The organism is Sulfitobacter sp. G5_S2_6_S6, assembly GCF_054968505.1.
Map to the genome: position 1 here is coordinate 161,899 of NZ_JBQKUI010000006.1, position 21,726 is coordinate 183,624.

General features: G+C 63.6%; 24 protein-coding genes and 1 riboswitch. Of the genes, 3 read left to right on the top strand and 21 right to left on the bottom strand.

Going from position 1 to position 21,726, the window contains the following annotated elements:
- Window positions 1-5 precede the first annotated feature (5 nt).
- The 10 genes from ACTRWK_RS12105 to thiD are packed head-to-tail and all read right to left on the bottom strand — an operon-like array spanning window position 6 to window position 7,451.
- On the bottom strand, window positions 6-779 hold the full coding sequence (locus tag ACTRWK_RS12105) for an ABC transporter permease (RefSeq protein WP_037944066.1): 774 nt from the start codon (window positions 777-779) through the stop codon (window positions 6-8).
- Window positions 776-1,501, bottom strand: coding sequence for an ABC transporter ATP-binding protein (locus tag ACTRWK_RS12110; protein WP_037944067.1), 726 nt, complete (start codon window positions 1,499-1,501; stop codon window positions 776-778). The genes ACTRWK_RS12105 and ACTRWK_RS12110 overlap by 4 nt, the downstream gene beginning before the upstream one ends.
- On the bottom strand, window positions 1,498-2,181 hold the full coding sequence (tenA, locus tag ACTRWK_RS12115) for a thiaminase II (RefSeq protein ID WP_037944069.1): 684 nt from the start codon (window positions 2,179-2,181) through the stop codon (window positions 1,498-1,500). Before tenA ends, ACTRWK_RS12110 begins: the two co-directional genes overlap by 4 nt.
- On the bottom strand, window positions 2,178-3,116 hold the full coding sequence (locus ACTRWK_RS12120) for an ABC transporter substrate-binding protein (RefSeq protein ID WP_005853063.1): 939 nt from the start codon (window positions 3,114-3,116) through the stop codon (window positions 2,178-2,180). The genes tenA and ACTRWK_RS12120 overlap by 4 nt, the downstream gene beginning before the upstream one ends.
- The gene (locus ACTRWK_RS12125; protein WP_037944070.1) at window positions 3,103-4,125 is read right to left on the bottom strand and encodes a ThiF family adenylyltransferase; all 1,023 of its coding nucleotides are present in this window, start codon (window positions 4,123-4,125) and stop codon (window positions 3,103-3,105) included. The genes ACTRWK_RS12120 and ACTRWK_RS12125 overlap by 14 nt, the downstream gene beginning before the upstream one ends.
- Window positions 4,104-4,700, bottom strand: coding sequence for a thiamine phosphate synthase (locus tag ACTRWK_RS12130; RefSeq protein ID WP_289081787.1), 597 nt, complete (start codon window positions 4,698-4,700; stop codon window positions 4,104-4,106). The genes ACTRWK_RS12125 and ACTRWK_RS12130 overlap by 22 nt, the downstream gene beginning before the upstream one ends.
- Window positions 4,697-5,470 carry a thiazole synthase gene (locus ACTRWK_RS12135; RefSeq protein WP_009826816.1) on the bottom strand — a complete coding sequence of 258 codons (774 nt, stop codon included), beginning with the start codon at window positions 5,468-5,470 and terminating at the stop codon, window positions 4,697-4,699. Before ACTRWK_RS12135 ends, ACTRWK_RS12130 begins: the two co-directional genes overlap by 4 nt.
- A gap of 1 nt (window position 5,471) precedes the next feature.
- Window positions 5,472-5,669, bottom strand: a complete 198-nt coding sequence (thiS, locus tag ACTRWK_RS12140; protein ID WP_289081788.1) for a sulfur carrier protein ThiS — start codon at window positions 5,667-5,669, stop codon at window positions 5,472-5,474.
- The gene (locus ACTRWK_RS12145) at window positions 5,653-6,648 is read right to left on the bottom strand and encodes an FAD-dependent oxidoreductase (RefSeq protein ID WP_168592202.1); all 996 of its coding nucleotides are present in this window, start codon (window positions 6,646-6,648) and stop codon (window positions 5,653-5,655) included. The genes thiS and ACTRWK_RS12145 overlap by 17 nt, the downstream gene beginning before the upstream one ends.
- Window positions 6,645-7,451, bottom strand: coding sequence for a bifunctional hydroxymethylpyrimidine kinase/phosphomethylpyrimidine kinase (gene thiD, locus ACTRWK_RS12150; protein WP_289081789.1), 807 nt, complete (start codon window positions 7,449-7,451; stop codon window positions 6,645-6,647). Before thiD ends, ACTRWK_RS12145 begins: the two co-directional genes overlap by 4 nt.
- Before the next feature lie 67 nt (window positions 7,452-7,518).
- A riboswitch (TPP riboswitch) is annotated at window positions 7,519-7,619 on the bottom strand.
- Between the two features lie 560 nt (window positions 7,620-8,179).
- On the opposite strand from thiD, the gene ACTRWK_RS12155 reads away from it, so the two are divergent.
- Both ACTRWK_RS12155 and ACTRWK_RS12160 read left to right on the top strand, forming a co-directional pair.
- The gene (locus ACTRWK_RS12155; protein WP_289081790.1) at window positions 8,180-9,370 is read left to right on the top strand and encodes a TAXI family TRAP transporter solute-binding subunit; all 1,191 of its coding nucleotides are present in this window, start codon (window positions 8,180-8,182) and stop codon (window positions 9,368-9,370) included.
- Between the two features lie 101 nt (window positions 9,371-9,471).
- Window positions 9,472-11,409: a TRAP transporter permease gene (locus ACTRWK_RS12160; protein ID WP_289081791.1), complete on the top strand. Its 1,938-nt coding sequence runs from the start codon at window positions 9,472-9,474 to the stop codon at window positions 11,407-11,409.
- A gap of 36 nt (window positions 11,410-11,445) precedes the next feature.
- Here the strand turns inward: ACTRWK_RS12160 and arsJ are convergent, their stop codons facing one another.
- Genes arsJ through ACTRWK_RS12175 form a run of 3 tightly spaced genes read right to left on the bottom strand, consistent with a single transcriptional unit; the run spans window position 11,446 to window position 14,543 of the window.
- A complete protein-coding gene (gene arsJ / locus ACTRWK_RS12165) occupies window positions 11,446-12,699 on the bottom strand; it encodes an organoarsenical effux MFS transporter ArsJ (RefSeq protein ID WP_289081792.1) in 1,254 nt (417 codons plus the stop codon).
- Window positions 12,696-13,694, bottom strand: coding sequence for an ArsJ-associated glyceraldehyde-3-phosphate dehydrogenase (locus ACTRWK_RS12170; RefSeq protein ID WP_462843942.1), 999 nt, complete (start codon window positions 13,692-13,694; stop codon window positions 12,696-12,698). Before ACTRWK_RS12170 ends, arsJ begins: the two co-directional genes overlap by 4 nt.
- Before the next feature lie 6 nt (window positions 13,695-13,700).
- Complete coding sequence (locus ACTRWK_RS12175) at window positions 13,701-14,543, bottom strand: arsenate reductase/protein-tyrosine-phosphatase family protein (protein WP_037944079.1); 843 nt, start codon at window positions 14,541-14,543, stop codon at window positions 13,701-13,703.
- Window positions 14,544-14,739: 196 nt separating this feature from the next.
- Here ACTRWK_RS12175 and ACTRWK_RS12180 point away from each other — a divergent pair, with 196 nt between their 5' ends.
- On the top strand, window positions 14,740-15,543 hold the full coding sequence (locus ACTRWK_RS12180; protein WP_037944080.1) for a thioesterase family protein: 804 nt from the start codon (window positions 14,740-14,742) through the stop codon (window positions 15,541-15,543).
- A gap of 76 nt (window positions 15,544-15,619) precedes the next feature.
- Here the strand turns inward: ACTRWK_RS12180 and bioB are convergent, their stop codons facing one another.
- The 8 genes from bioB to ACTRWK_RS12220 all read right to left on the bottom strand — a co-directional run.
- Complete coding sequence (gene bioB / locus ACTRWK_RS12185; RefSeq protein WP_037944082.1) at window positions 15,620-16,603, bottom strand: biotin synthase BioB; 984 nt, start codon at window positions 16,601-16,603, stop codon at window positions 15,620-15,622.
- Window positions 16,600-17,157, bottom strand: coding sequence for a biotin transporter BioY (locus ACTRWK_RS12190; RefSeq protein ID WP_289082173.1), 558 nt, complete (start codon window positions 17,155-17,157; stop codon window positions 16,600-16,602). The genes bioB and ACTRWK_RS12190 overlap by 4 nt, the downstream gene beginning before the upstream one ends.
- 83 nt (window positions 17,158-17,240) lie before the next feature.
- Window positions 17,241-17,909 (bottom strand): GntR family transcriptional regulator, encoded by a 669-nt coding sequence (locus ACTRWK_RS12195; protein WP_289082172.1) that lies wholly within the window; start codon window positions 17,907-17,909, stop codon window positions 17,241-17,243.
- Window positions 17,910-17,954: 45 nt separating this feature from the next.
- Window positions 17,955-18,866 carry a nickel/cobalt transporter gene (locus ACTRWK_RS12200; protein ID WP_289082171.1) on the bottom strand — a complete coding sequence of 304 codons (912 nt, stop codon included), beginning with the start codon at window positions 18,864-18,866 and terminating at the stop codon, window positions 17,955-17,957.
- Window positions 18,851-19,501: a DUF1007 family protein gene (locus tag ACTRWK_RS12205; protein ID WP_289082170.1), complete on the bottom strand. Its 651-nt coding sequence runs from the start codon at window positions 19,499-19,501 to the stop codon at window positions 18,851-18,853. Before ACTRWK_RS12205 ends, ACTRWK_RS12200 begins: the two co-directional genes overlap by 16 nt.
- Window positions 19,502-19,577: 76 nt before the next feature.
- Window positions 19,578-20,312 carry an ABC transporter permease gene (locus ACTRWK_RS12210; protein ID WP_289082169.1) on the bottom strand — a complete coding sequence of 245 codons (735 nt, stop codon included), beginning with the start codon at window positions 20,310-20,312 and terminating at the stop codon, window positions 19,578-19,580.
- Window positions 20,309-21,244, bottom strand: coding sequence for an ABC transporter ATP-binding protein (locus ACTRWK_RS12215; RefSeq protein ID WP_289082168.1), 936 nt, complete (start codon window positions 21,242-21,244; stop codon window positions 20,309-20,311). Before ACTRWK_RS12215 ends, ACTRWK_RS12210 begins: the two co-directional genes overlap by 4 nt.
- Window positions 21,241-21,726 (bottom strand): ABC transporter permease (locus ACTRWK_RS12220; protein ID WP_462843943.1); only part of this gene is annotated, 486 nt, incomplete at its 5' end. The genes ACTRWK_RS12220 and ACTRWK_RS12215, both read right to left, overlap by 4 nt.

Below are 21,726 nucleotides of genomic sequence, written 5' to 3' on the forward strand. Positions count from 1 at the left end.
AAGGATCACGCGCGGGTGCTGCGCGTGATCCCGCTTTCGCTGCGCCCTTCGGCATAGCGGGTCAGACGTTGCGCCAGCAGCCCGACAGAGAGATGCAGCAGCACCGTCAAACAGGCGAGCATGATCAACGCGGCGAACATCAGGTCGATCTTGGCGCGACCATTGGCCAGCAGCATCAGATAGCCCAGCCCCTTTGACGCGCCGACCCATTCGCCAATCACTGCGCCGATCGGCGCATAGACCGCCGCCAGCCGCAGCCCCGTCGCAAGGCTTGGCAGCGCGTGGGGGATTTGCACGTAGCGCATGAACCGCAACGGTCGCGCGCCCATCGATTGCGCCAGATCGCGGTAGCCATCAGGCACGCGGTTCAGCCCGTCGTGAAAGGCAGATGTCACCGGGAAATAGATGATCAACACCGCCATCACGATCTTGGACCCCATGCCATAGCCGAACCACAGCGTTAGCAACGGGGCCAGCGCAAAAACCGGCACGGCTTGGGTAAAGACCAGCAGCGGCAGCAGCAAACGCTCTGCCGTTTTGGACAGCGCCAGATGGATCGCGGTAACAGCCCCCAAGGCGGTGCCGATCAGCAGCCCCAGCAGCACCTCGACAGTGGTGACCCATGCGTTCTCGATCAGCGTCTCACGGGCGCGATATGCCGCCTGCGCCACGCGCCACGGCGAGGGCAGGATATAGTGCGGCGCGTCGGTCAGCAGCACCGCGGCCTGCCAAAGGCCAAGCCCCAGCAGGATCGCAAGTGGTATGTCGTATCGTCTCATGCAGGCACCCCCCGCAGATGGGACAGCAGCGCGCTTTGGCAGGCCCAAACCTCGGGCGCGGTGACGAAACGCGGCGCGGGAAGCGCGGGGACAGGCCAGCTTTGTACGCCCGTGGCAGAGAGGATCAGGATGTGGTCGGCCAGCCGCGCCGCCTCTGCCGGATCATGGGTGACCAGCAGCACGGTCCGCCCGTGCAACAGCTCTGCCGCGAGCTCTTGCATCGCGGCGCGGGTGCCCGCATCCAGCGCCGAGAATGGCTCGTCCAGAAAGACCACCGTGCGATCCTCCAGCAAGGTCCGCGCCAGCGCTGCCCGCTGCCGCATGCCGCCCGACAAGGCGGCGGGTTTCTTATGGGCATGATCCTGCAGGCCGACCCGTTCAAGCATGGCGGAGGCACGGTCCCTGTCAGGCGTGGTCCCACGCAGCCGGTCGCCGATCATGATGTTTTCGATCACCGTAAGCCACGGTAACAGCAAGTCGGATTGCGCCATATAGCTGATCCGCCCCGCCAGTGGTTGCCCGTCAGAGGCGGTGATCGTGCCGTCAAACGCGCCGCCCGTCTCAAGCCCCAGCAGCAGCCGCAACACCGTGGATTTGCCCACCCCCGACGGGCCGAGCAAGCAGGTCCACGCCCCCGCGGCGAGGGTCATATCCACGTCAAACAGGGGGCGCGCGTCAATCCGGTGTTGTCCCGTCAGACGCAGCGCGGGCGGTGGGGTCATGGCAGGTCCAGCCCCATCTGCCAAAAGCCGACCTCTAGCCGTGTGGCCGTGGAAAAGCGGTTTTGCAGTGCCGCGCGACGGGGGGCGGTTTCAAAATCTCCGATCCGCCGCGCAACCGCCGCGTCGACCATCGCGCCCACCGTCTGGCACAGCGCCTGATAGTCGGGGTCGGCGTAGGTCTCGATCCACTCGGCATAGGGCGTGTCGGCGCTGCAGGTCTGGGCCAGGCGCTGCCCGATCTCCCCATATCCCATGACGCATGGCAAGAGCGCCGTCATCAGATCAAGGAAATCCCCCTGCATCCCGGCATCCAGCACATAGCGCGTATAGGCGAGGTTGGCGGGGGCTTCCGTCGCGGTGAAAAGCGCCGCTTCGTCGATACCCGCCGCAGCACAGGTGCGGATATGCAGCGCCATCTCGTGATTGACCAGCGCATCTACCGTGGCGGCGCAGGTCTTCATCTCTTCCATCGTTTCCGATTTGACCACCGCCATGGACCAAGCGCGAGAGAAATGCACAAGGAAAACATAGTCTTGGATCAAATAGTTCACAAAGCAACGGCGCGGCAGGCTGCCATCGCGCAGCCCTTCGACAAAGGCATGGTGGGTATAGTCTTGCCACTCCTCCGCCGCAGCAGCGCGCCAAATCGCGAAGCTGCGGCCATAGTCCGGCGCGGTCATCGGGCGGTCACATCGATGGCGATGGTCGACACGGGCGAGATGTCGGGGATCAGACCCGCGTCATGCAAGAACGTCTCGAATGTGGCGTAGCGTCCAGCATCCATCGCCGTGGGGCGCAGGGCGAAACGGGGCAGCGTGTCTTTCCACGCGCGGGCGTTCAGCTCGTCCTGCAGATCGGCAGAGGTGGCGGCGAACACCTCCCAGCTTTCCTCGGGGTGGTTGACGATATATTGCGTCGCTTTCTCGGTCGCGGCCAGAAACCGCGCGATCATGTCCTTGTCCATCGTGTCGCGGTTGGCGACGTAGATCAGCTCGTCATAGGGTGGCAGACCCTCTTCCTCGACGTAGAAACAGGTGCCATCGACGCCTTCGATATCCATCTGGTTCAGCTCGAAATTGCGGAAGGCTCCGATGACCGCATCCACCTGACCGGACATCAACGACGGTGACAGCGACCAGTTGACGTTTACCAGCTCCACATCATCCAGCGACAGCCCGTGATGGGTCAGGATCGCGCCAAGCACGGCCTCTTCGACACCGCCTACCGAGAATCCGACCTTTTTGCCCGCCAGATCCGCAGGAGAGGCGATGGGACCATCGGTCAGCGCCAGCAGGCAGTTCAGCGGCGTGGCCACCAGCGTGCCGACCCGTTGCAGGGGCAGACCTTCGTGGATTTGCAGGTGCAACTGCGGCTGATAGGAAATCGCAAGATCCGCCTTGCCTGCGGCGACCAGCTTGGGCGGGTCAGAAGGATCGGCGGGGGCGATGACCTCTACGCTCAGGTCCTGTTCGGCGAAGTATCCTTTTTCCTGCGCCACGATGATCGGCCCGTGGTCGGGGTTCACGAACCAGTCCAGCAGCAAGACCATCTCGTCCTGCGCCAGCGCCGGGCCAGAGGTCAGCGCCAGCGCGGCCAGAATGTTACGAAGTTTCATCGGTTTGTCCTTTCAACGGGGAAGGCTCGCCCATGGCGAGCAGGGTAATGGGGCCGTGCCAGTAGCTGGCCAGATGGGTCGCCGCCTGCCACGCGCGCAGTCCCGAACGGCAGGCGATCACCGCACGGGGTTGATGTGTCGGGCGGGGAGCGTTGCGGAGGAAATCGGGCAGGGTGATGCGCTGCGCTGTGGGTGTCGCGGATGTGGGGGCCTCATCCGGGCCGCGCAGATCGACGACCCAATCGCTTGCGCGGATCTGCGAAGGCGCGACGAATCCGAAACCGTGGTCAGGCTCCGGCGCGGTATCAAAGCGGAAGCCGCCAGAACGATAGGAGGCAAGATCAAAGCTGATCAATTGCCCCAGAGGGGACGGCGACAGTCCAAGGAGGCAGGCCAGCGCCATCTGTGCTTGTGTGGCACCGATCGTGGCGACAACCGGCCCCATCACCCCCGCCGTGTCGCAGCTCGCCGCGCGGTCCGGCAGATCGGGGAAGACCGCCCGCAGCGACGGCGCGCCGCCGCAGAACCCGCCGACATAGCCGCCAAACCCAAGGGCCGAGGCGCTGATCAAGGGCAGATCCGCGTTCAGGCAATGATCCGATAGCACATAGCTTGCTGCGAAGCTGTCGGCGCAATCCAGCACGAGCGTCGCATCATGGCACAGCTTTGCCACGGTTTCCGGCCCAAGGGTCACGGGGTGGGCCACCACGGTGCACGCGCTGTTGCGCGCGGTTAGGGCGCGGGCGGCGGCGGTGACCTTGGGCGTGCCGATATCGGCCTCGGTAAAGAGCGTCTGGCGGTGCAGGTTTGACAGGGCCACGTCATCACCGTCCACCAGCGTGATATGCCCCACACCGGCCCCTGCCAGCAGGGGCAGTACCGGTGCCGCCAGCCCGCCCGCGCCGACCACCACCACACGCGCCGCCGCCAGCGCCTCTTGGCCCGATGGGCCGACCTGCGGCAGGATCATCTGGCGGGCATAGCGGGTCATCGGGTTGCCCCCAGCCATGCGGTGATGCGATCCTCGGGCGAGGGGTTCAGGGTGATGTCGGTCACCGCCGCGACGCAATCGGCACCGGCATCAAAAGCACCCGCCGCGCGGTCGACGGACATGCCACCGATGGCCACAAGCGGGGTCTGGCCCACCCGTTCACGCCAGTCGCGCAGACGGTCCAGCCCCTGCGCGTGCCACTTCATCTGCTTCAGGATCGTCGGGTAGATCGGGCCGAGGGCGATATAATCGGGGCGCAGGTCCAGGGCGCGGGTCAGTTCGGCCTTGTCGTGGGTGCTGATGCCCAGACGTGCGCCCGCATTGCGGATGGCGGTGAGGTCGGCGCTGTCCAGATCCTCTTGTCCCAGATGGATAAAATCACACCCTTCGTCGAGCGCGATACGCCAGTGATCGTTGATCACGAGGGTACAGTCGTGCTTGGCGCAGATCGCCTTGGCCTGCCGGATGTCGCGCCGCAGGGCAGGGTCGGGCGTATCCTTGATCCGCAGTTGCACCAGTTTGATGCCAAGGGGCACCAGCCGCTCCAAAAAGGCGGCGCTGTCGAAGATCGGGTAGAAACGGTCCAGGGTCATTCCAGAAACGCCTTTCCGATCAGGGGGGTAGAGGGCGCGGCCATATCGCGCGGCGGCATCGGGTCCGCATCGGCCGCAAGCTGTCCGGCGCGGATCGCGGTGGCAAAGGCCTCGGCCATGGCGGCGGGGTCACCGGCTTTGGCGACAGCGGTGTTCAGCAGCACCGCGTCAAAGCCCAGCTCCATCGCCTGTGCGGCGTGCGAGGGCAGGCCGATGCCCGCGTCGATCACCAGCGGCACGTCGGGAAAATGCGCCCGCATGGCGCGCAGTCCGAAAAGGTTGTTCAGCCCCATCCCCGACCCGATGGGCGCGCCCCAGGGCATCAGCACCTCGCAGCCCGCCCGAAGCAATCTATCCGCGACCACAAGGTCTTCGGTGGTGTAGGGAAAGACCTGAAACCCGTCCTCGCTCAGGATGCGGGCGGCCTCGACCAGACCGAAGACATCGGGCTGCAACGTGTCCTCCTCGCCGATGACCTCGAGCTTGATCCAGCGCGTATCGAACACCTCGCGGGCCATATGGGCGGTGGTGACGGCCTCTTTCACGCTGTGACATCCGGCGGTGTTGGGCAGCACATGGACGTCAAGCGCGCGGATCAGTTCCCAGAAGTCCTGACCGGCGCGATCCCGTCCGCTTTCCCGCCGCAGCGATACCGTCGCCACCGCCGCCCCGCTGCGCGCAAAGGCGTCTGACAGCACCTTGGGAGAGGGGTATTGCGCGGTGCCCAGCATCAGACCATTGGCAAGGGTTTCTCCGTAAAAGGGGCGCATCTTAGCCTCCCTGCATGGGGGCGAGCACTTCGATGCTGTCGCCGGAGGTCAGGGGGTGGCTGGCCCGCAGGCTGGCGGGGATAAAGCTGCCATTGACGGCGGTAGCGACTTTCGCGCCGCCAAATCCTTCGGCCTCTAGCAGGGCGGCAAGCGTGGGCGCGTCGCTATCAAGCGGGGCACCGTTAAGCTGTAGTTTCATGGAAAATCTCCGGTGTTTTGGCTTCAAGGATCAGGTCCGCCACCATGGTCGCCAGCGCGGGGGCGAGCAGGAAACCGTGGCGATACAGACCGTTGGCGCGGATCAGATTGCCCTGCCGTTCGATGCGCGGCAGGTTGTCGGGGAAGGCGGGGCGGCTGTCGACGCCGATCTCTAGGATCTCGGCCTCACCAAAGGCGGGGGACAGTGCGTAGGCCGCGCTCAGCAGTTCAAGCACGGACCGCACGCTGGCATGGGCACCGGCGCGGCCTTCGACCATCGTGGCCCCGAGCATGTAAATCCCGTCACCGCGCGGCACGAGGTAGATCGGCACACGTGGATGCAGCACACGGATGGGGCGGGTGATCGCGATATCGGGGCAGGACAGCAGCGCCATTTCCCCTTTCACGCCGCGCAAATCAGGCAGATCGGCGCGCGCGTGATAGCCGCGGCAATCAATGACGGTGCCGTCTTGCGCCAGCGTTTCGGGATCGGCCTCGCCCTGTTCGAAACTGGCCCCATCGGCCACCAGCCCGCGCCACAGCTCTGCCAGCGCAATGCGGGGCGACAGGTGGGCCTCGGTCTGGAAATAGAGCGCTTTGGCAAAGCGGTCGCCAAGGTCGGGTTCAAGCGCCGCGATCTCTGCGCCGGTCAGGGTTTGGTGGCTTGTCGTGCGGCGGGCAAAGCGGGTCAGATCGCTGTTGTCCCGCGCCGGAGAGATCACAAGCGACCCGCGTCGGTGCAGCGATGTGGTGCGCTGCCCCCACCAATCCGCCGCCCTTTGGCCCAGCCGGATCACCGGTTCCTCGGCGCTTTCACCTTCGCAAAACGGGGCGAGCATGCCCCCAGCCCACCAAGAACACCCTTGCGGGCCGGGCTGGTGGGCGCGGTCGATCAGATGCACGCGCATCCCGCGATCCAGCAAGACACGCGCGGTACACAGCCCCGCGACACCCGCGCCGATGATGGTGACCTGCGTCATGACCAGACCGCGTGGAAGTGATGCACTGGCCCGTGGCCCGTGCCGACCTCAAGTTGATCCGCGGCGATGATGGCGCGGTGCAGATAGTCATGGGCGGCCTGTACCGCCGCGCCAAGGGGTTTGCCGTGGGCCAGCCCCGCAGCGATGGCCGCGGCGTAGGTGCATCCCGTCCCGTGGGTATTGCGCGTGTCGATGCGCGGCGCGCTGAGCCATGTGACACGCTCTGCGGTGACCAGTGCGTCGCTACAGATATTGCCCGCGCTATGGCCGCCCTTCATCAGCACTGCCTTCGGCCCCATCTTGAGCAGCGCACGGGCTTGCGTGACCATTTGGTCGGCGCTGTCGGCCTCGGGCTGGTTCAACAGGCAGGCGGCTTCGGGGAGGTTGGGCGTCAGCAGATCGGCGCGCGGCAGGATATCCGCGATCAGCGCTGCGACGGCGTCTTCTTGCAACAGCGCATCGCCGGATTTTGCGATCATCACCGGATCGACCACGACGGCCCCCCGAAACGCGGACAGCGCGGATGCCACCGCCTGAATAATCTGCGGAGAAAACAACATGCCCAGTTTGATCGACTGCACCGAAAGATCGGACAGCACCGCATCGATCTGGGCCGCGACGATGGGGGCGGGGATCTCGTGTACGGCGCTGACGCTGCGCGTGTTCTGCGCGGTCACGGCGGTGATCACGCTGGCGGCATAGACACCATTGGCCGACATCGCCTTGATATCGGCCTGAATACCGGCACCGCCGCCGCTGTCGGATCCCGCGATGGTCAGGGAAATGGGGGTCGTCTTGGTCACATGCTCGCCTTTCGGTGGTGGGCAAGCAGACGCAAGAATGAGTTTTGTGGTGTGGACCAGAGCCCGTTGCACAAAGATACCCGTTCCCTACGCCGGTATTGCCCGGATCAGGTTCGACGGGTCGGTGCACGCACCTCTCAGCCCCCTAGGGCACCCCGACGGATAGATGTTGGAACTGCGGCCCCTGTGGGGGCGTGCAGCGTCGTTACCTTAGGCGTAGCCAAGTTCGGCAAACGGTGCAAGCCGCAAAATATTCAACCAAAGGTGGCGATATTTTGGGCAATACGGGTGCGGTTTGGACAGCTCTCCTGACGCTTGTCAGCCGAAACAACGCCTCGTAACCCAAAGCAACGTAACGTCACATTTCCCATATTCTGCGGTGTTAACCCTTTGGCATCAGCAAACTAGGGGTGATCGCGCAAAGACCCCGCGTGGCTGCGGTATCAAGTTCTGTTCTGCGGTATTGGCATCGAAATATCTTGCCCCTAGGCTGATTGACAGATTGAGTCGGATACCCTCGGGAGGAGGGGGCCGACACTCGGGAGGATGCGTTTTCTGGCCCGTTTTACGGGTCGTACCGGACGCGTCGCGACAAGCATTGGGAGGTGCTGCGTGACATCTGCAAAGATCACATCTGCGTCCTGCGCATGGGCATCCGCAGCTTTTGCGGTGCCTGTGATCCTGCGATTCCGAACAATCCAAAGATGTACAACAGGGAGAGAGACCACATGAAGAATATGACACGTTTTGCCAAGGCAGCTGTCGGGTCCTTTGCGGTATCCATGGCGCTTTCGGGCGTCGCGATGGCGCAAGAGTATGAGTGGCCGCGCATGCTCGTGATTGCCACGCCGGGCACGTCGACAGGCAGCTTTGCCTCGACCAACGGTTGGGGGCCCGCGTTGCAAAAGGAAACCGGCACCACCGTGCGGATCGTTCCCGAAGACAGCGAGCCCATGCGCTACAAACGTTTGACCGACCGCGAAGACATCGCGATCGCGTCGGTTTCCGCGTCGGAAATGGCGTTGCAAGCGGAAGGGGTCGGCGGCTACGCCTCGGCGAAACCCATGCCGCAGCGGATCCTGTGGCACCATAACGACACGCCTTGGGGCTTTGTTGTGGCTGGCGATTCCGATCTGCAAAGCCTTGAAGACATCGGCAAAGGCGGCGTCCGCGTCACCTCGGGCGTGTTCTCGCCCGCGATTGTCTCTGCGATCACACAGGCCCTGCCTGCCTTTATCGGCATGACGCCCGAAGAAGCGCAGGAAAAGATCGAATTCGTCCCGGCCTCCAGCTACGGTGAAAACTGTCGTTCGGTTGTCGAGGGGAAGTCCGATGTGGCCTATTGCTCGCCGATCTCTTCCGTCCTGTCCGAAATGGAGGGCGCACCGGGTGGCATTCGCTGGCTGCCGATGGACCCCGCCAACACAGAAGGCTGGGACGGCTACCTCAGCTACCGCCCCATGACGATCCCCTCGACCATCTCTATGGGGGTGAGCACCGCCAAGGGTGTCGAGTCCATGACGTCGAACTTCGTCTATGCCGTGCCGGTCACCGCAGAAGAGGATTTCGTCTATAACATGGCGAAGTGGATGAATGAATCCCACGACAACTACAAAGGATCGCACGCGCTGGCGACCCGCATGTCGCTGGAGCATTTCCGCAACTTCCTGGATGCCAACCCGATCCCTGTGCACGAAGGCACGGTGAAATACCTGCGTGAAATCGGGGCGTGGACCGAAGAAGACGATGCCTGGAACAACGAGGCCATCGAGAAGATGGACGCGTGGATCGCGGCACGCAACGCCGGCATGAAAGAGGCTATGGAGCAGGGCGTCGAGATGAATTTCGAGAACCAGGAGTATCTCGACATTCTGGCCAAGCACACCGACGGGCTGGAGCCGTTCCGCTCGCGTCTGTAACGCCGCGCCGGACCGTCATCGACGGCATAAGACAGGGCGGAGCACAGCGTGCTCCGTCCTCCTAAGACACTGCCACAGCGCCCTTATTTTCAGGATCATCCATGTCAGCAACACAACACCCTCCGGCGGCTGAAACGGCTGTCGAACCCTCGTCCGAGACGACGCGACTGGGGGGATTATTCTCGTTCACCAGCATCGCTTTTGTGTTGCTGTGTACCTTTGGCCTCGGGATGGGGCTGGCCTATGTATTCGGCGTTCCCATCGGCGGGCGGCGCCTGATCGAGGGGCAGTATTACTGGGTCTTCATCGGCACCTTCCTTGCGGCGGCGTTCATCGCGCTGCCAGCGGTGAAATCGCACACCCATGTGCCGATCTATGACATCGTGGCGGCCGCCGTGAGCTTTGGCATCTGCATGTGGTTCTCCATGTATGCATGGGAGATCGTGCAGGCGGGTTGGACCAATTTCTACGCGGGCGTCGTGCTTTGGCTGCTGATGCTTGAAATCGCGCGCCGGTCGGGGGGCATCCCCTTCTTGCTCGTGGTGCTGGTGCTGGGGCTGTATCCGTTGGTGGCCGATTACTTCCCCGGTTTGCTGATGGGCATCCCCTATACGTTTGAACGCATGATCGAGGCGCATGTCTTCCGCACCGAAGGGTTGATGGGCATCACCACCAAGATCGTGGCCGAGATCGTGCTGGGCTTTCTGGTCTTTGCGGGCGTGCTGATCGCCACGGGGGCGGGGCAGTTCTTTATCGATCTGGCCAATGCGGGCTTTGGCAAGTACCGCGGCGGTCCGGCGAAAGTATCGATCGTGGCCAGCGCCTTTTTCGGGTCGCTGTCGGGGTCGATTTTCTCGAACATCGCGGGCACTGGGTCGATCACCATTCCGACCATGAAAAAGGTCGGCTACCCGCCCCATTACGCTGGCGCGATCGAGGCCTGTGCCTCGACCGGCGGGGTGGTGATGCCGCCGGTGATGGGGGCGATTGCCTTTGTCATGGCGATCACCATCGGTGTGGATTACGCGACCGTGATGGTGGCCGCGATCCTGCCGTCGGTGTTGTTCTACTTTGGCCTGATCCTGCAAGTCGACGCCTATGCCGCGCGCAAGGGGCTGGTGGGGATGAAACCCGAAAACCTGCCCTCGGCCCGCGAGGTGATGAAGCGCGGCTGGCCCTTCCTGCTGGTCATGATCTTTCTGGTCTGGGGCCTGCTCTATATGCGGTGGGAATATTACGCCCCGTGGTACGCCAGTGCGCTGATGATCGCGCTGAGCTTCCTGCAACGCGAGACCATGATGACGCCTGCGCGCATCTTTGAAACCCTGCGTCAGGTGGGTACGCTGGTCACACAGACCGCAGCGATCATCCTGCCGATTGCCTTTGTGGTCAGCGCCTTGACCATTACGGGTGTGACAGGGTCGATGACCTCTGGGCTGGTCGCTTTGGGCGGGGATAACGTCTATCTCGTTATCGCGCTTGGGGTTTTGGCCTGCTTTATCATGGGCATGGCGGGGCTTGCGATTGTGGCCTACATCTTCCTTGCGGTGACGCTGGCGCCCGCGATCATCGAAATCGGCGGGTTGAACACGGTCGCGGTGCACTTTTTCATCGTCTACTACGCGATGCTGTCGGTGATCACGCCTCCGGTGGGGGCTGCGGCGTTTCTGGCGGCAACGATTGCGGGGGCCAAGCCGATGCTGACCTCCTTCACCGCGATGCGGTTGGGGGTAGTGATCTACTTTGTGCCGCTGTTCTTCCTGTTCCAGCCTGCGCTGGTGCTGCAGGGCGATCTGACGCCGCTGATCTATGTGCTGCCGTCGATCATCATCGGCATCACGCTGCTGTCCGGCGGGCTTGAGGGCTATCTGCTGGGCGTCGGTATGGTGCGGCCCTGGTTGCGTCTGCCGCTGGGGATCGCGGGCTTTGCCTTCAGCTTTCCGGGGCTGACGACGACGCTGATCGCGGGGGTCGCCTCGGCGGTGCTCGTCGCGGTGATCTGGCGGGACAACCGCAACGGCGTGGTTGCGGTCCCTTGAGATTGGGCGCGCGGGGACATCCCCGCGCGCCGCAGTTCATGACGTTTGCGAGGGGCGCAGCTGTGCCGTCCCCAAAGCGCTCAGCGCCAGCATCAGCGCCGCCGTGCCAAGACACAGCGCCAGCCCCCCCAGTTGATAGGTGAAGCCTGACAAAAGCGTGCCTACCAACCGACCGGCCGCGTTGGACATATAGTAGAACCCCACATCCATCGTGACCCGCTTTGCATCCGTAAAGCTGAGGATCAGATAGGAATGAAGCGCCGAATTCACCGCGAAAATCGCACCGAACACCAGCAAACCGATGACAATCGTGACCGTCAGCGCGGGGGATGGCGCAGGCGTGATCCAGACCAGCGCGGCCAGCAGGGCAGGCACGACGACCAGCGCAAGGTTCCAGTGGCGGGCCTGTGCGAGCGTTTCGCCCTCGGTCCGGCCTGTGGCCCGCAGTATCTTCGGGGCCCAGCCTTGCACGGCCCCATAAAGGATCGTCCACACCGCCATAAAGCTGCCGATCATAAAGAAAGCTTCCCGCTTGCTTTCGACGCTGCCATCGGAGAGCACGGCGTAGAAATAGATCGGGATGCCCACGACAAACCACACATCGCGCGCCCCGAAGAGGAACAGCCGCGCGGCGCTCAGCCAGTTGATATTGCGGTTTTTGGACAGGACTTCGGTGAACTTGGCGTCCTTGCGTCCCACGGGCAGGCCCGCGGGCATACCGATAATTACGCCGATCAGGATCACAAACAGAATCGCCGCCATCACCAGCGTCGACGGCACAAACCCCAGCAGCGCCAGCATCCCCGCACCCAGCAGAAAGCCAGCGCCCTTGACCGCGTTCTTCGATCCGGTGAGCAGTGCGACCCAGCGGAACAGGCCGCCCCCCGTGGTGGGGGCCAGCAGCTTGACCGCGGATTTAGAGCTCATCTTGGCAAGATCCTTGGCCACGCCCGACAGCCCTTGCACCAGCATGACAAAGACGACCGAGGCGGCGACGCTCCATGCCGGATCAAGCTGTGTCAACGCCAGCAGCGCGACCACTTGCAACGACAGCCCCGCATAAAGCGTCGAGGTCAGCCCGAAGCGCGCCGCGATCCAGCCCGCCGACAGGTTGGTGACCACGCCCGCGATCTCGTAGAGCACGAACAGATAGGCCAGCTGCACCGGAGAGAAGCCGAGCGTGTGAAAATGCAGCAGCACCAGCATCCGCAGCGCGCCATCGGTCAGCATAAAGGCCCAATAGGCGGCGGTGACAGTGATATAGGCGGTAGAACCGGCAGGGCGTGTCACAGCTTGCCGCCCACCATCAGCGCCACATCCACCAGACGGTGCGCATAGCCCATTTCATTGTCATACCACGCATAGATTTTGACCTGCGTGCCATTCACTACCATCGTCGATGGCGCATCCACGATCCCGCTGCGGGTGTCATTGGTGTAATCCGACGACACAAGCGGGCGTTCCTCAAAGCCCAGAATACCCTTTAACGGCCCCTCGGCGGCGGTTTCGAACAGGGCGTTGACCTCTTCCACACTCGTCTCACGCTCCACCTCGAACACGCAATCGGTGATCGACGCATTCAGCAGGGGCACCCGCACGGCGTGGCCGTTCAGCTTGCCGGTCAGCTCCGGATAGATCAGCGTGATCGCCGTGGCCGACCCTGTGGTGGTCGGGATCAGGTTGGTCAGCGCCGATCGGGCGCGGCGCATGTCCTTGGCGGGGCGGTCCACGATGGTTTGCGTGTTGGTCACGTCATGGATCGTGGTGATCGACCCGTGTTTGATCCCGATCCCTTCCAGCAGCACTTTGACAACGGGGGCGAGGCAGTTGGTGGTGCAGCTCGCCGCGGTGACGATGCTGTGCGTGGCTGGATCATAGGTGTCGTCGTTCACGCCATAGACGATATTCGCCGTCGGCCCGTCCTTGACGGGGGCAGAGACAACAACCTTTTTCACGCCCGCCTCGAAATAGGGGGCAAGCTTGGCCTCGGTCTTGAGCGCACCGGTGCAGTCGATCACCACATCCACACCCTCCAGCGGCAGGTCTGTGATCGACTTGGTGCTGGTCACGGGGATACGCGTGCCATTGATGGTGATCGCATGATCCTCTGCGCTGAAGGTCGCAGGCCAGCGCCCGTGAACGGAATCAAACTCCAGCAAATGGGCGTGCATCTCGGGGTCGCCAACGGCGTCGTTGATAAAGGCGATCTTGGCCCCTTGTTCCAACAAGGGCCGCAGGGCGAGTTTTCCGATGCGGCCAAGGCCGTTCAACGCATAGGTTGTCATGGTGGTTTATCCTGTGGTCACTGGGTCGGCCCCGATGGCATCGACCCGTTTTTGCAAGGCAGCGCGGTCCAGCGCTTCGAAAGGCAGGGCGGTAAAGGCCAGAAGCCGGTTGTGCAGCGCGCCATATGTCTGTTGGAAGGCCAGCCGGCGTTCCGCTTCTGTCCCTTCGGCTTTGACGGGATCGGGCATGCCCCAATGCCCCGACACGGGCTGGCCGGGCCAGGTGGGACATTCCTCGTTTGCGGCATGGTCACAGACGGTAAAGACGAAATCCATCTGCGGCGCATCGGCGGTCTGGAATTCAGAGATATGTTTGGACCGCAGCGCGTCGATGCTGTGGCCCTTGGCTTGCAGCATCTCGACCGCAAGGGGGTTAAGCTCGGACCGGGGCAGGGTGCCCGCAGAATAGGCGGTGAACCGGTCGCCCGCCATGTCACGCAGGATCGTCTCTGCAAAGATGGAACGGGCGGAGTTGCCGGTACATACGAAAAGCATGTTGAATTTTGTCTGGGTCATCATCTGCGTCCTGTTAATGAGGTCAGAGAACGGGGGCGGGCAGAGATCAGCGCGCCCCCGACAACAATCCACGAACAACCCCGATACGACCTCGCCCGCCGCATCAAGGTTGATGGTATACAAGAGCCGCGTCCCGTCGCGCCGCTGCGAGATCAGCCCGACTTGCGTCAGCGCCGACAGATATACCGACGCCGTGCTGGATTTCAGCGCCAACACCTGCGCGATTTCCCCCGCAGGCAAGGCATCGGGATAGCGCCGCATCAGCAGGCGAAACACGGCCAGCCGCTGCGGGTGGCTCAGGGTGGCGAGTCGATCTGTGAGTAGTGATTCCATATTTCATGAATATGTGAAATATAGATTAGGCGTCAACACCTCTCTTCGATCCCGCCAAAGGTTTTTTTGCCACGCGGGTGCGTGTTGGGTGACGTGGCGTTTCAGGGGCAGGGTGTCTTGCGCGCCCTTGGCTTTGCGGGCATCGATTGGGAAACAGCGCGCCCGCGCGCGGTGACAGACGTATAAAGGACCCGACATGACAGATGTGACCCTGGCCGAGGTATTGGCCACAGCAGAGCAGGACGGCACCGCGCCGCGCTATCAGGTGCCAGAGAACTGGGCGCAGGGGCGTACGGCCTTTGGCGGATTTACCGGTGCCTTGCTGGTCAATGCGGCCCGTCGCGACCGCCCCGATCTGCCCGCGCTGCGGTCTGCGCTGATTAACTTTACCGCACCCGTGTCGCAGCCGCCCACGATCCATGCCGAAGTGCTTCGCGAAGGGCGCAACATCACCACCATCGCCACCCGCGCTGAAATCGACGGCAAGGTCGCGGCAACGGGCACGTTTTCTTTCGGGCATGCGCAGGAAAGCCAGTTGAGTGTAGGCCATACCGCGCCCGCCGCCCCCCAAGGGCCGGACGACACGCCCTCTTACTTCCCGCCCGCGCTGAAACGCCCGCCGGTGCGGTTCTTTGTCAACTTCGAGGTCAAACTGATCGAGGGCAGCCTGCCGTTCTCCGGTGCGGATCGCGGCTATGTCCGGATCTGGGCGCGGCACCGTGATCCGGCGATGTGGGGCACGCTTGAGGGGCTGATCGCGATTGGCGACGTGCTGCCCCCCGCCGCTTTCCCGATGATGACGCGGCCGGGGCCGAATTCGTCGATGAACTGGATCATCAACCTGCTGTCCGATCACGCCAATACCCGCGACGGCTGGTATATGATGGAGACGCAGCTGACCGCCGGCAACGGCGGCTATAGCTCTCAGGTCATGCGGGTCTGGAATACCGATGGGGATATGGTCGCAGACGGCATGCAGTCGGTGATCATCTTCGCCTGACGCCACGCTGTCGCCCGATAGGATAAGCCCGGCCCGAGGATATCAGGCCGGGCTTTTGCACGTGTAAGGGGCGGATCTACTGCGCTGCGATCGTGGCCGATCTGGACGCGGGCTTGGCCGGTGCCACATGCATGCCGAGCCGTTGCAAAAGGTCGTTGTCCTTCCACGTGGCGGGGTTTTCGGTAGTCAGCAACTGGTTGCCCACAAAGATCGAATTCGCACCCGCCAGAAAGCACAGTGATTGCAGCTCGTCGCTCATCCCCGTGCGGCCTGCGGAGAGACGCACGACCGAAGCGGGCATCAGGATACGCGCCAAGGCCACCAGCCGGACCAGCGCAAAAGGGTCGACCTTTTCGGATTTTCCCTGCACCGGCACGCCTTTCACCGCGTTCCACAGGTTCACCGGCACGCTGTCTGGGTGGCTGGGCAGCGTGGCGAGGGTGACCAGCATGCTGATCCGGTCCGCCTCTGCCTCGCCCATGCCAAGGATGCCGCCGCAGCAGACCTTGATCCCGCCCTTGCGCACATGTTCCACCGTTTCAAGGCGGTCTTCCATCGTGCGGGTCGAGGCGATCTCGGCGTAATACTCGGGCGAGGTATCGATGTTGTGGTTGTAGAAATCGAGCCCGGCATCCTTGAGCTTGGTCACCTGCTCGGGCGACAGCATCCCCAGCGTCATGCAGGTCTCGAGCCCCAGATCGGCCACGCCGCGCACCATGTCGGTCAGCTTGTCCATGTCGCGGTCCTTGGGGCTGCGCCATGCAGCCCCCATGCAGAACCGCTGCGCGCCCGCATCCTTGGCGCGTTTGGCAGCGGCGATGACCTCCTCCGCGCCCATTAGTTTGGTCGCTTTGACGCCGGTGTCGTAATGCGCCGATTGCGAACAATAGCCGCAATCCTCGGGGCAGCCGCCGGTCTTGATGCTCAGCAAGCTGGCGGTTTCGATCGCCGTGGGGTCGAAATGCGCACGGTGTAGCGTTTGCGCCTGATGGATCAGGTCGGGGAAGGGCAGCGCGTGGATCGCTGCCGCTTCGTCAAGGGTCCAGTCCGTGCGGATCATTGATCACGCCCTTTCAGCCGCGTCAGGCCCGACAGCAGTGTCGCCACCAGCAGCACCTTGACCACATCGCCCAGCAGGAAGGGAGTCAGCCCTGCGGCCAGCAGCTTGGGCGCGGGCACGAACAGCGCCAGCCACGCCAGACCACCGGCATAGACCACGGTCAGACCCGCCAGCATCGCCAGCACGCGCCCGATCCAGCCGCGCCCCATTGCCAGCCAGCCGGTCAGGCCCGCCGCCACAAGGTAACCCAGCAGATAGCCGCCCGTCGGCCCGACCATATAGCTAAGCCCGATGCCGCGTTCAGGCGTGCCGGAGAACACCGGAAGCCCCGCTGCACCGGACCCAAGATAGGCCGCCATCGCCGCCAGCCCCAGACGCGGGCCAAGGGTGAGGGCGACAAGAAAGACCGACAGCGTGTGCAGGGTCATGGGCACTGGCCAGAACGGGATCTGGACCTTGGCCCCCAGCGTGATCAGCGCGGCACCGGCCAGCGCGAGGCCAAGCCCCTGCGCGAAGGACGGGTTACGGGGTAGGGATGTAATCGCAAGTGCCATCTGGTTTCCTCCGAGTGATAGCTTTCAAGGTCTACCCCAGTAGGACGAAGGACGCGCCTTCTGACAATTCAGATTATAGATAATTATCTGAAAAATTCGGAAGTGCCTGAATCGATTTGATTTTTTAGGGTGCGACTGCGCTTGCCGATCCAGCCCACATGGCGCGAGAGCGTGGTGCAGGCCAGATCCACCTGACCTTTACGCAGCGCGTCGAGGATCAGACGGTGGTCGTGATCGGTGCGGGCTTCCCAATTTGTCCGCCATGCCCGCAGAATGAACCGCGCGCTTGCCGCTTGCAGGCCGTCAATCGACCGCATCAGCCGCGGCATCTGGCAGGGTTCCAGAATTAATCTGTGAAAACAGCGGTTTGCCTCTTCCCATTCATGTACATTCTGGGCGCTGTCGCCTTGCAGGTTGGCTTTTTGCGCCTTGGTGAGGATATCGGGTGTCAGGTTGGGTGCGGCGTGCCGCAGGGCGAGCGCTTCGAGGCTGGCGCGCATTTCGGCGACCTCCCGCAGCTCTGCCATATCGAAGAAAGTGACGCGAAATCCGCGCCTTGGCAGGCTTTCTGCAAGTGATTGTGTCTCTAGCAGGCGAAAGGCTTCGCGCACGGGTACATGGCTTGCGCCGAATTCCTGCGCGATGTGGTCTTGCCGCAACCGCGCGCCCGGGGCCAACTGCCCCGAGATGATGCGGTCGGCCAATATGCGCGCAATCCGGGCGGAGTGGGTCTCTGATCTAGGTTGGGTCATGGATTATAGATAGTTTTGACCGTCCCCCTTGTCGAGCGGGTAAACTTAGATCGCCCGTAGCAACAAACCGCCCGCCAGCAGGGCTACACCAAGCCCCGCGGCAAGCTCGATCAGGGCGGCGATCTGGGCTGCACGGGGGGCACTGGCCCATCCGGCGAGCACGCCGCCGCGCAACGCGCTGGCACCAAGACCCACGGCGATGGTGATGGTCGCGGTGCCAAAGGCCATCGCGAAAGCACCGGCAATCCCGACGCCCGCGATCCCCATCTGAAGCGTGATGATCAACACGAACAACGCCCCCGTACAGGGCCGCACCGCGATAGATCCGATCAGCAGCAGCGTCTCGCGCAGGGTGGTTGCCTGTCGAACCTGTTCAGCGGTGGGGCCATGCGCATGGCCACAGGTGGCGCAGATACCTTCATGGTCGTGCTGGTGATGGTGGTGATGATCTTGCGGCGCGGGAAGCGTCGCGCGGAAATGGCGCAGGCCCCGCCAGAACAGCCACAGCCCGACACAGGCAATCGCGCCATAGCTGACGGGGGCCATAATCGCCTCTGTCAGCGAAATCATACGCTCGCGCCCCAAATGCAACAGGCTCACGCCGGTATAGACCAGAGCCACCGCCGTCACGGCCTGACCCAGCGACGACAGCAGCGCAATCACCGATAGGCGTAGCATCGGCACAGCCTTGGCCGCGCCATAGCCGCCGATCAACACCTTGCCGTGACCGGGGCCTGCGGCATGCACCACGCCATAGGCGAAACAGGCGGAAAGCAGGGCGGTTACCGCCTCTGGCTGGCCCGCACGCACTGCGCGCAGCGAGAGGGCGATGCTGTTTTGAAACGCGCGTTGATGCGCCGCAGCCCATTGCGCCAGCCGATCAAAGCCGCCGGTCCACCATAGCGCGGCAAGGGCGATGACCATGCCCAAGGCAATCACAGTCAGGGCGCGGCGCATGTCACATTCACCGTGGGTGCCATTTGCGCGCCGATATCCGGCAGACCCGCGTCGGAAGGATCGGTCTGGGCATCAAGCTGGGCGAGCTGCTGTTGCAGCGCCTCCATCGTGGCGGTGACATCGGGCATGGCGACGCGGGCGCGACAGGTCGGCGCGCGCGTGGTGTCTATTGCGGTCGTGATGTCGTAGGCGGTGTAATAGGTCGCATCATAGGGTTTGATCGTGAGCGCTGTCCCTGCGGGGATTGCGGTTTCCAGCGCGCGGGTATGCATCGTGGTGATCTGTCCGTTATCAAACTGCGTCGCAATCTCGGTCGGGCCGGACAGCGCGATATTGCTCGCCTCGGCGCTGAGGACCAGATCGCCGTTGAACCCGTCGACCCACTGCATGTCAAAGCCGTTCAGCGTCGCAAGCTCCGTTTCCGTAAGCGCCCCGTCGCCGTCGGCATCAAGGCCCATATCCTCGGTCACCAGCAAGGAATAGAGCGCGTCATATTCCCAGGTCACCCGCACATGGGTCAGTTGCCCTTGATCGTCGGCGACAAGCGAGAGCTGCGTGTCGATAAACACATGGGGGTGCGCGGCCAGCGGCGCGGCCCAGAGGGTGAGGACAAAAGGGGCAAGCTGTCGGATCATAGGGGTGTGATACAAGTCTTGGACAGGGGGCGCAATTGCGCGGGCGGCGGATCGGCGCGCTTCCACTCGGCGCGGTTTACCCACCCATGCGACGGCTCAGGTAGCGTTCAAGCTGGGCCATCGCATCATAGATAAGCACCGCAAAAAGCCCCACGATCAACCCGCCTTGCAGCACATAGGCAGTGTTGTTGGTCAGCAGCCCGGCGATGATGACTTCGCCAAGGGTGCGTGCGGCAACGGTGGAGCCGATGGTGGCGGTGCCAAGGGCAATGACGACGGACAGGCGGATGCCGGTCAGGATTACGGGCAGGGCGAGGGGAAGCTCCACCCGCCACAGGCGTTGCCAGCGGTTCAGCCCCATGCCACGTGCAGCCTCCATCGTGGCGGGGGGCAGGGTCGACAGGGCGGTGATCGCATTCTCGAAGATCGGGAGCAGCCCATAGAGAAACAGCGCCACGAGCGTCGGCCCCGCCCCGAACCCCAAGGCAGGCACGGCAAGCGCCAGCACCGCGACGGGGGGGAAGGTCTGACCGATGTTGGTGATCGTGCGCGACAGCGGCAGGAAGGACGCGCCCACAGGACGGGTGACAAAGATCGCCAACGTCACCGCCACCAGCGTCGCCGCAACAGAGGCAAGGGCCACCAGCCCAAGATGGCTGAGCGAGAGCGACAGCAAAGAGCTGCGTGCGTAAATGACCGGTCCGCCCGCCGGGGCCAGCGGCGCAAAGAGCGGCGCGAACCAATCGGGCCGTAGCACCAGAGCGAGCAGCAGCGCCAGCATGCAGGCGCGTAGCAGGTTGCCCGCTGTCATGCGTGCACCTCGGCGCGGGCGCGGATCGCGTCCAGCGTCACGCGGCCGATGATCTTGCCCTTGTCGGTGATCGGCACGGCGCTACGCCCTGTCCACAGGCAGGCCGACAGCGCGTCGCGTAGATTTGCCTCGCGGGGCAGGGGCGCGCCGTTGGCGGGACCGTCCTCCATCACCTCAGCCAGCGGGGTGAGGGAAAGCAGCCGCAGCGGGCGTTCGACATCGCCCACCATATCGGCCACAAAATCGGTCGCGGGGTGGGTGATGATCTCTGCCGGGGTGGCATGTTGCACCAGCTTGCCGCCATCCATCACCGCCACGCGGTCGCCCAGACGAATGGCTTCCTCCATATCATGGGTCACGAGGATGATGGTGGAGCCGAGCGCCTGCTGGATGCGGCGCAGATCCTCTTGCGCGCGGGTACGGATGATCGGGTCAAGCGCGCCAAAGGGTTCATCCATCAGGATCAGATCAGGGCGCGAGGCGAGGGCCCGTGCCACGCCGACCCGTTGTTGTTGCCCGCCCGACAGTTCAGAGGGGTAGCGGTGGCGGAACTCTTGCGGTGCCATCGAGAAGAGATCAAGCAGTTCGTCCACGCGGGCGTCGATCTTGTCACGGGGCCAGCCCAGCAATTGCGGCACCGCGCCGATATTGCGCGCGACCGTGTGATGCGGGAACAGCCCGTGCCCTTGAATGGCATATCCGATCCGCCGCCGCAGGATATGCGGTTTGACGTCGAGTGTTGATTGCCCGTTGATCCGCACCTCTCCCGAGGTGGGCTCTTCCAGCCGGTTGATCAGCCGCAAAAGCGTTGTCTTGCCCGAACCGGATGTGCCCACGATTACTGTGATCGTGCCGGTATCAATGGTCATCGACACGCCGTCGACGGCGCGGGCGCTGTCGTAGATTTTGGTGATATTGTCGATCTCTATCATGGGGTCTCCTTGGGGAGGCGGCGGGTCAGGTCGACCAGAATATCCATCACGATGGCCGCCGTCAGGGCCAGCGCGACCGTGGGCAGCGCGCCCAGCAGGATCAGGTCTGTCGCGGTCTGGTTCAGCCCTTGGAACACGAATGTGCCAAAGCCGCCGCCGCCGATCAGCCCCGCGATGACCGCCAGCCCGATGTTTTGGACCAGCACGATACGCAGGCCGGTTAGGATCACGGGCAGGCCGATGGGCAGTTCCACGCGCCACAGGCGTTGCGCCGCTGTCATGCCGATCCCGCGCGCGGCGTTCAGGGCTTGCGGCGGCGTGGCGGCCAGACCGGCCACGGTGTTTCCCACGACGGGCAGCAGCGAATAGAGCACCAGTGCGACAAAGGCCGGTGCAAATCCGATGCCCGCGATGCCAATGCTGCGCGCACCGGGCACGGTGGCACCGACCCAGCCCAGCAGGGGGATCATCAGCCCGAACAT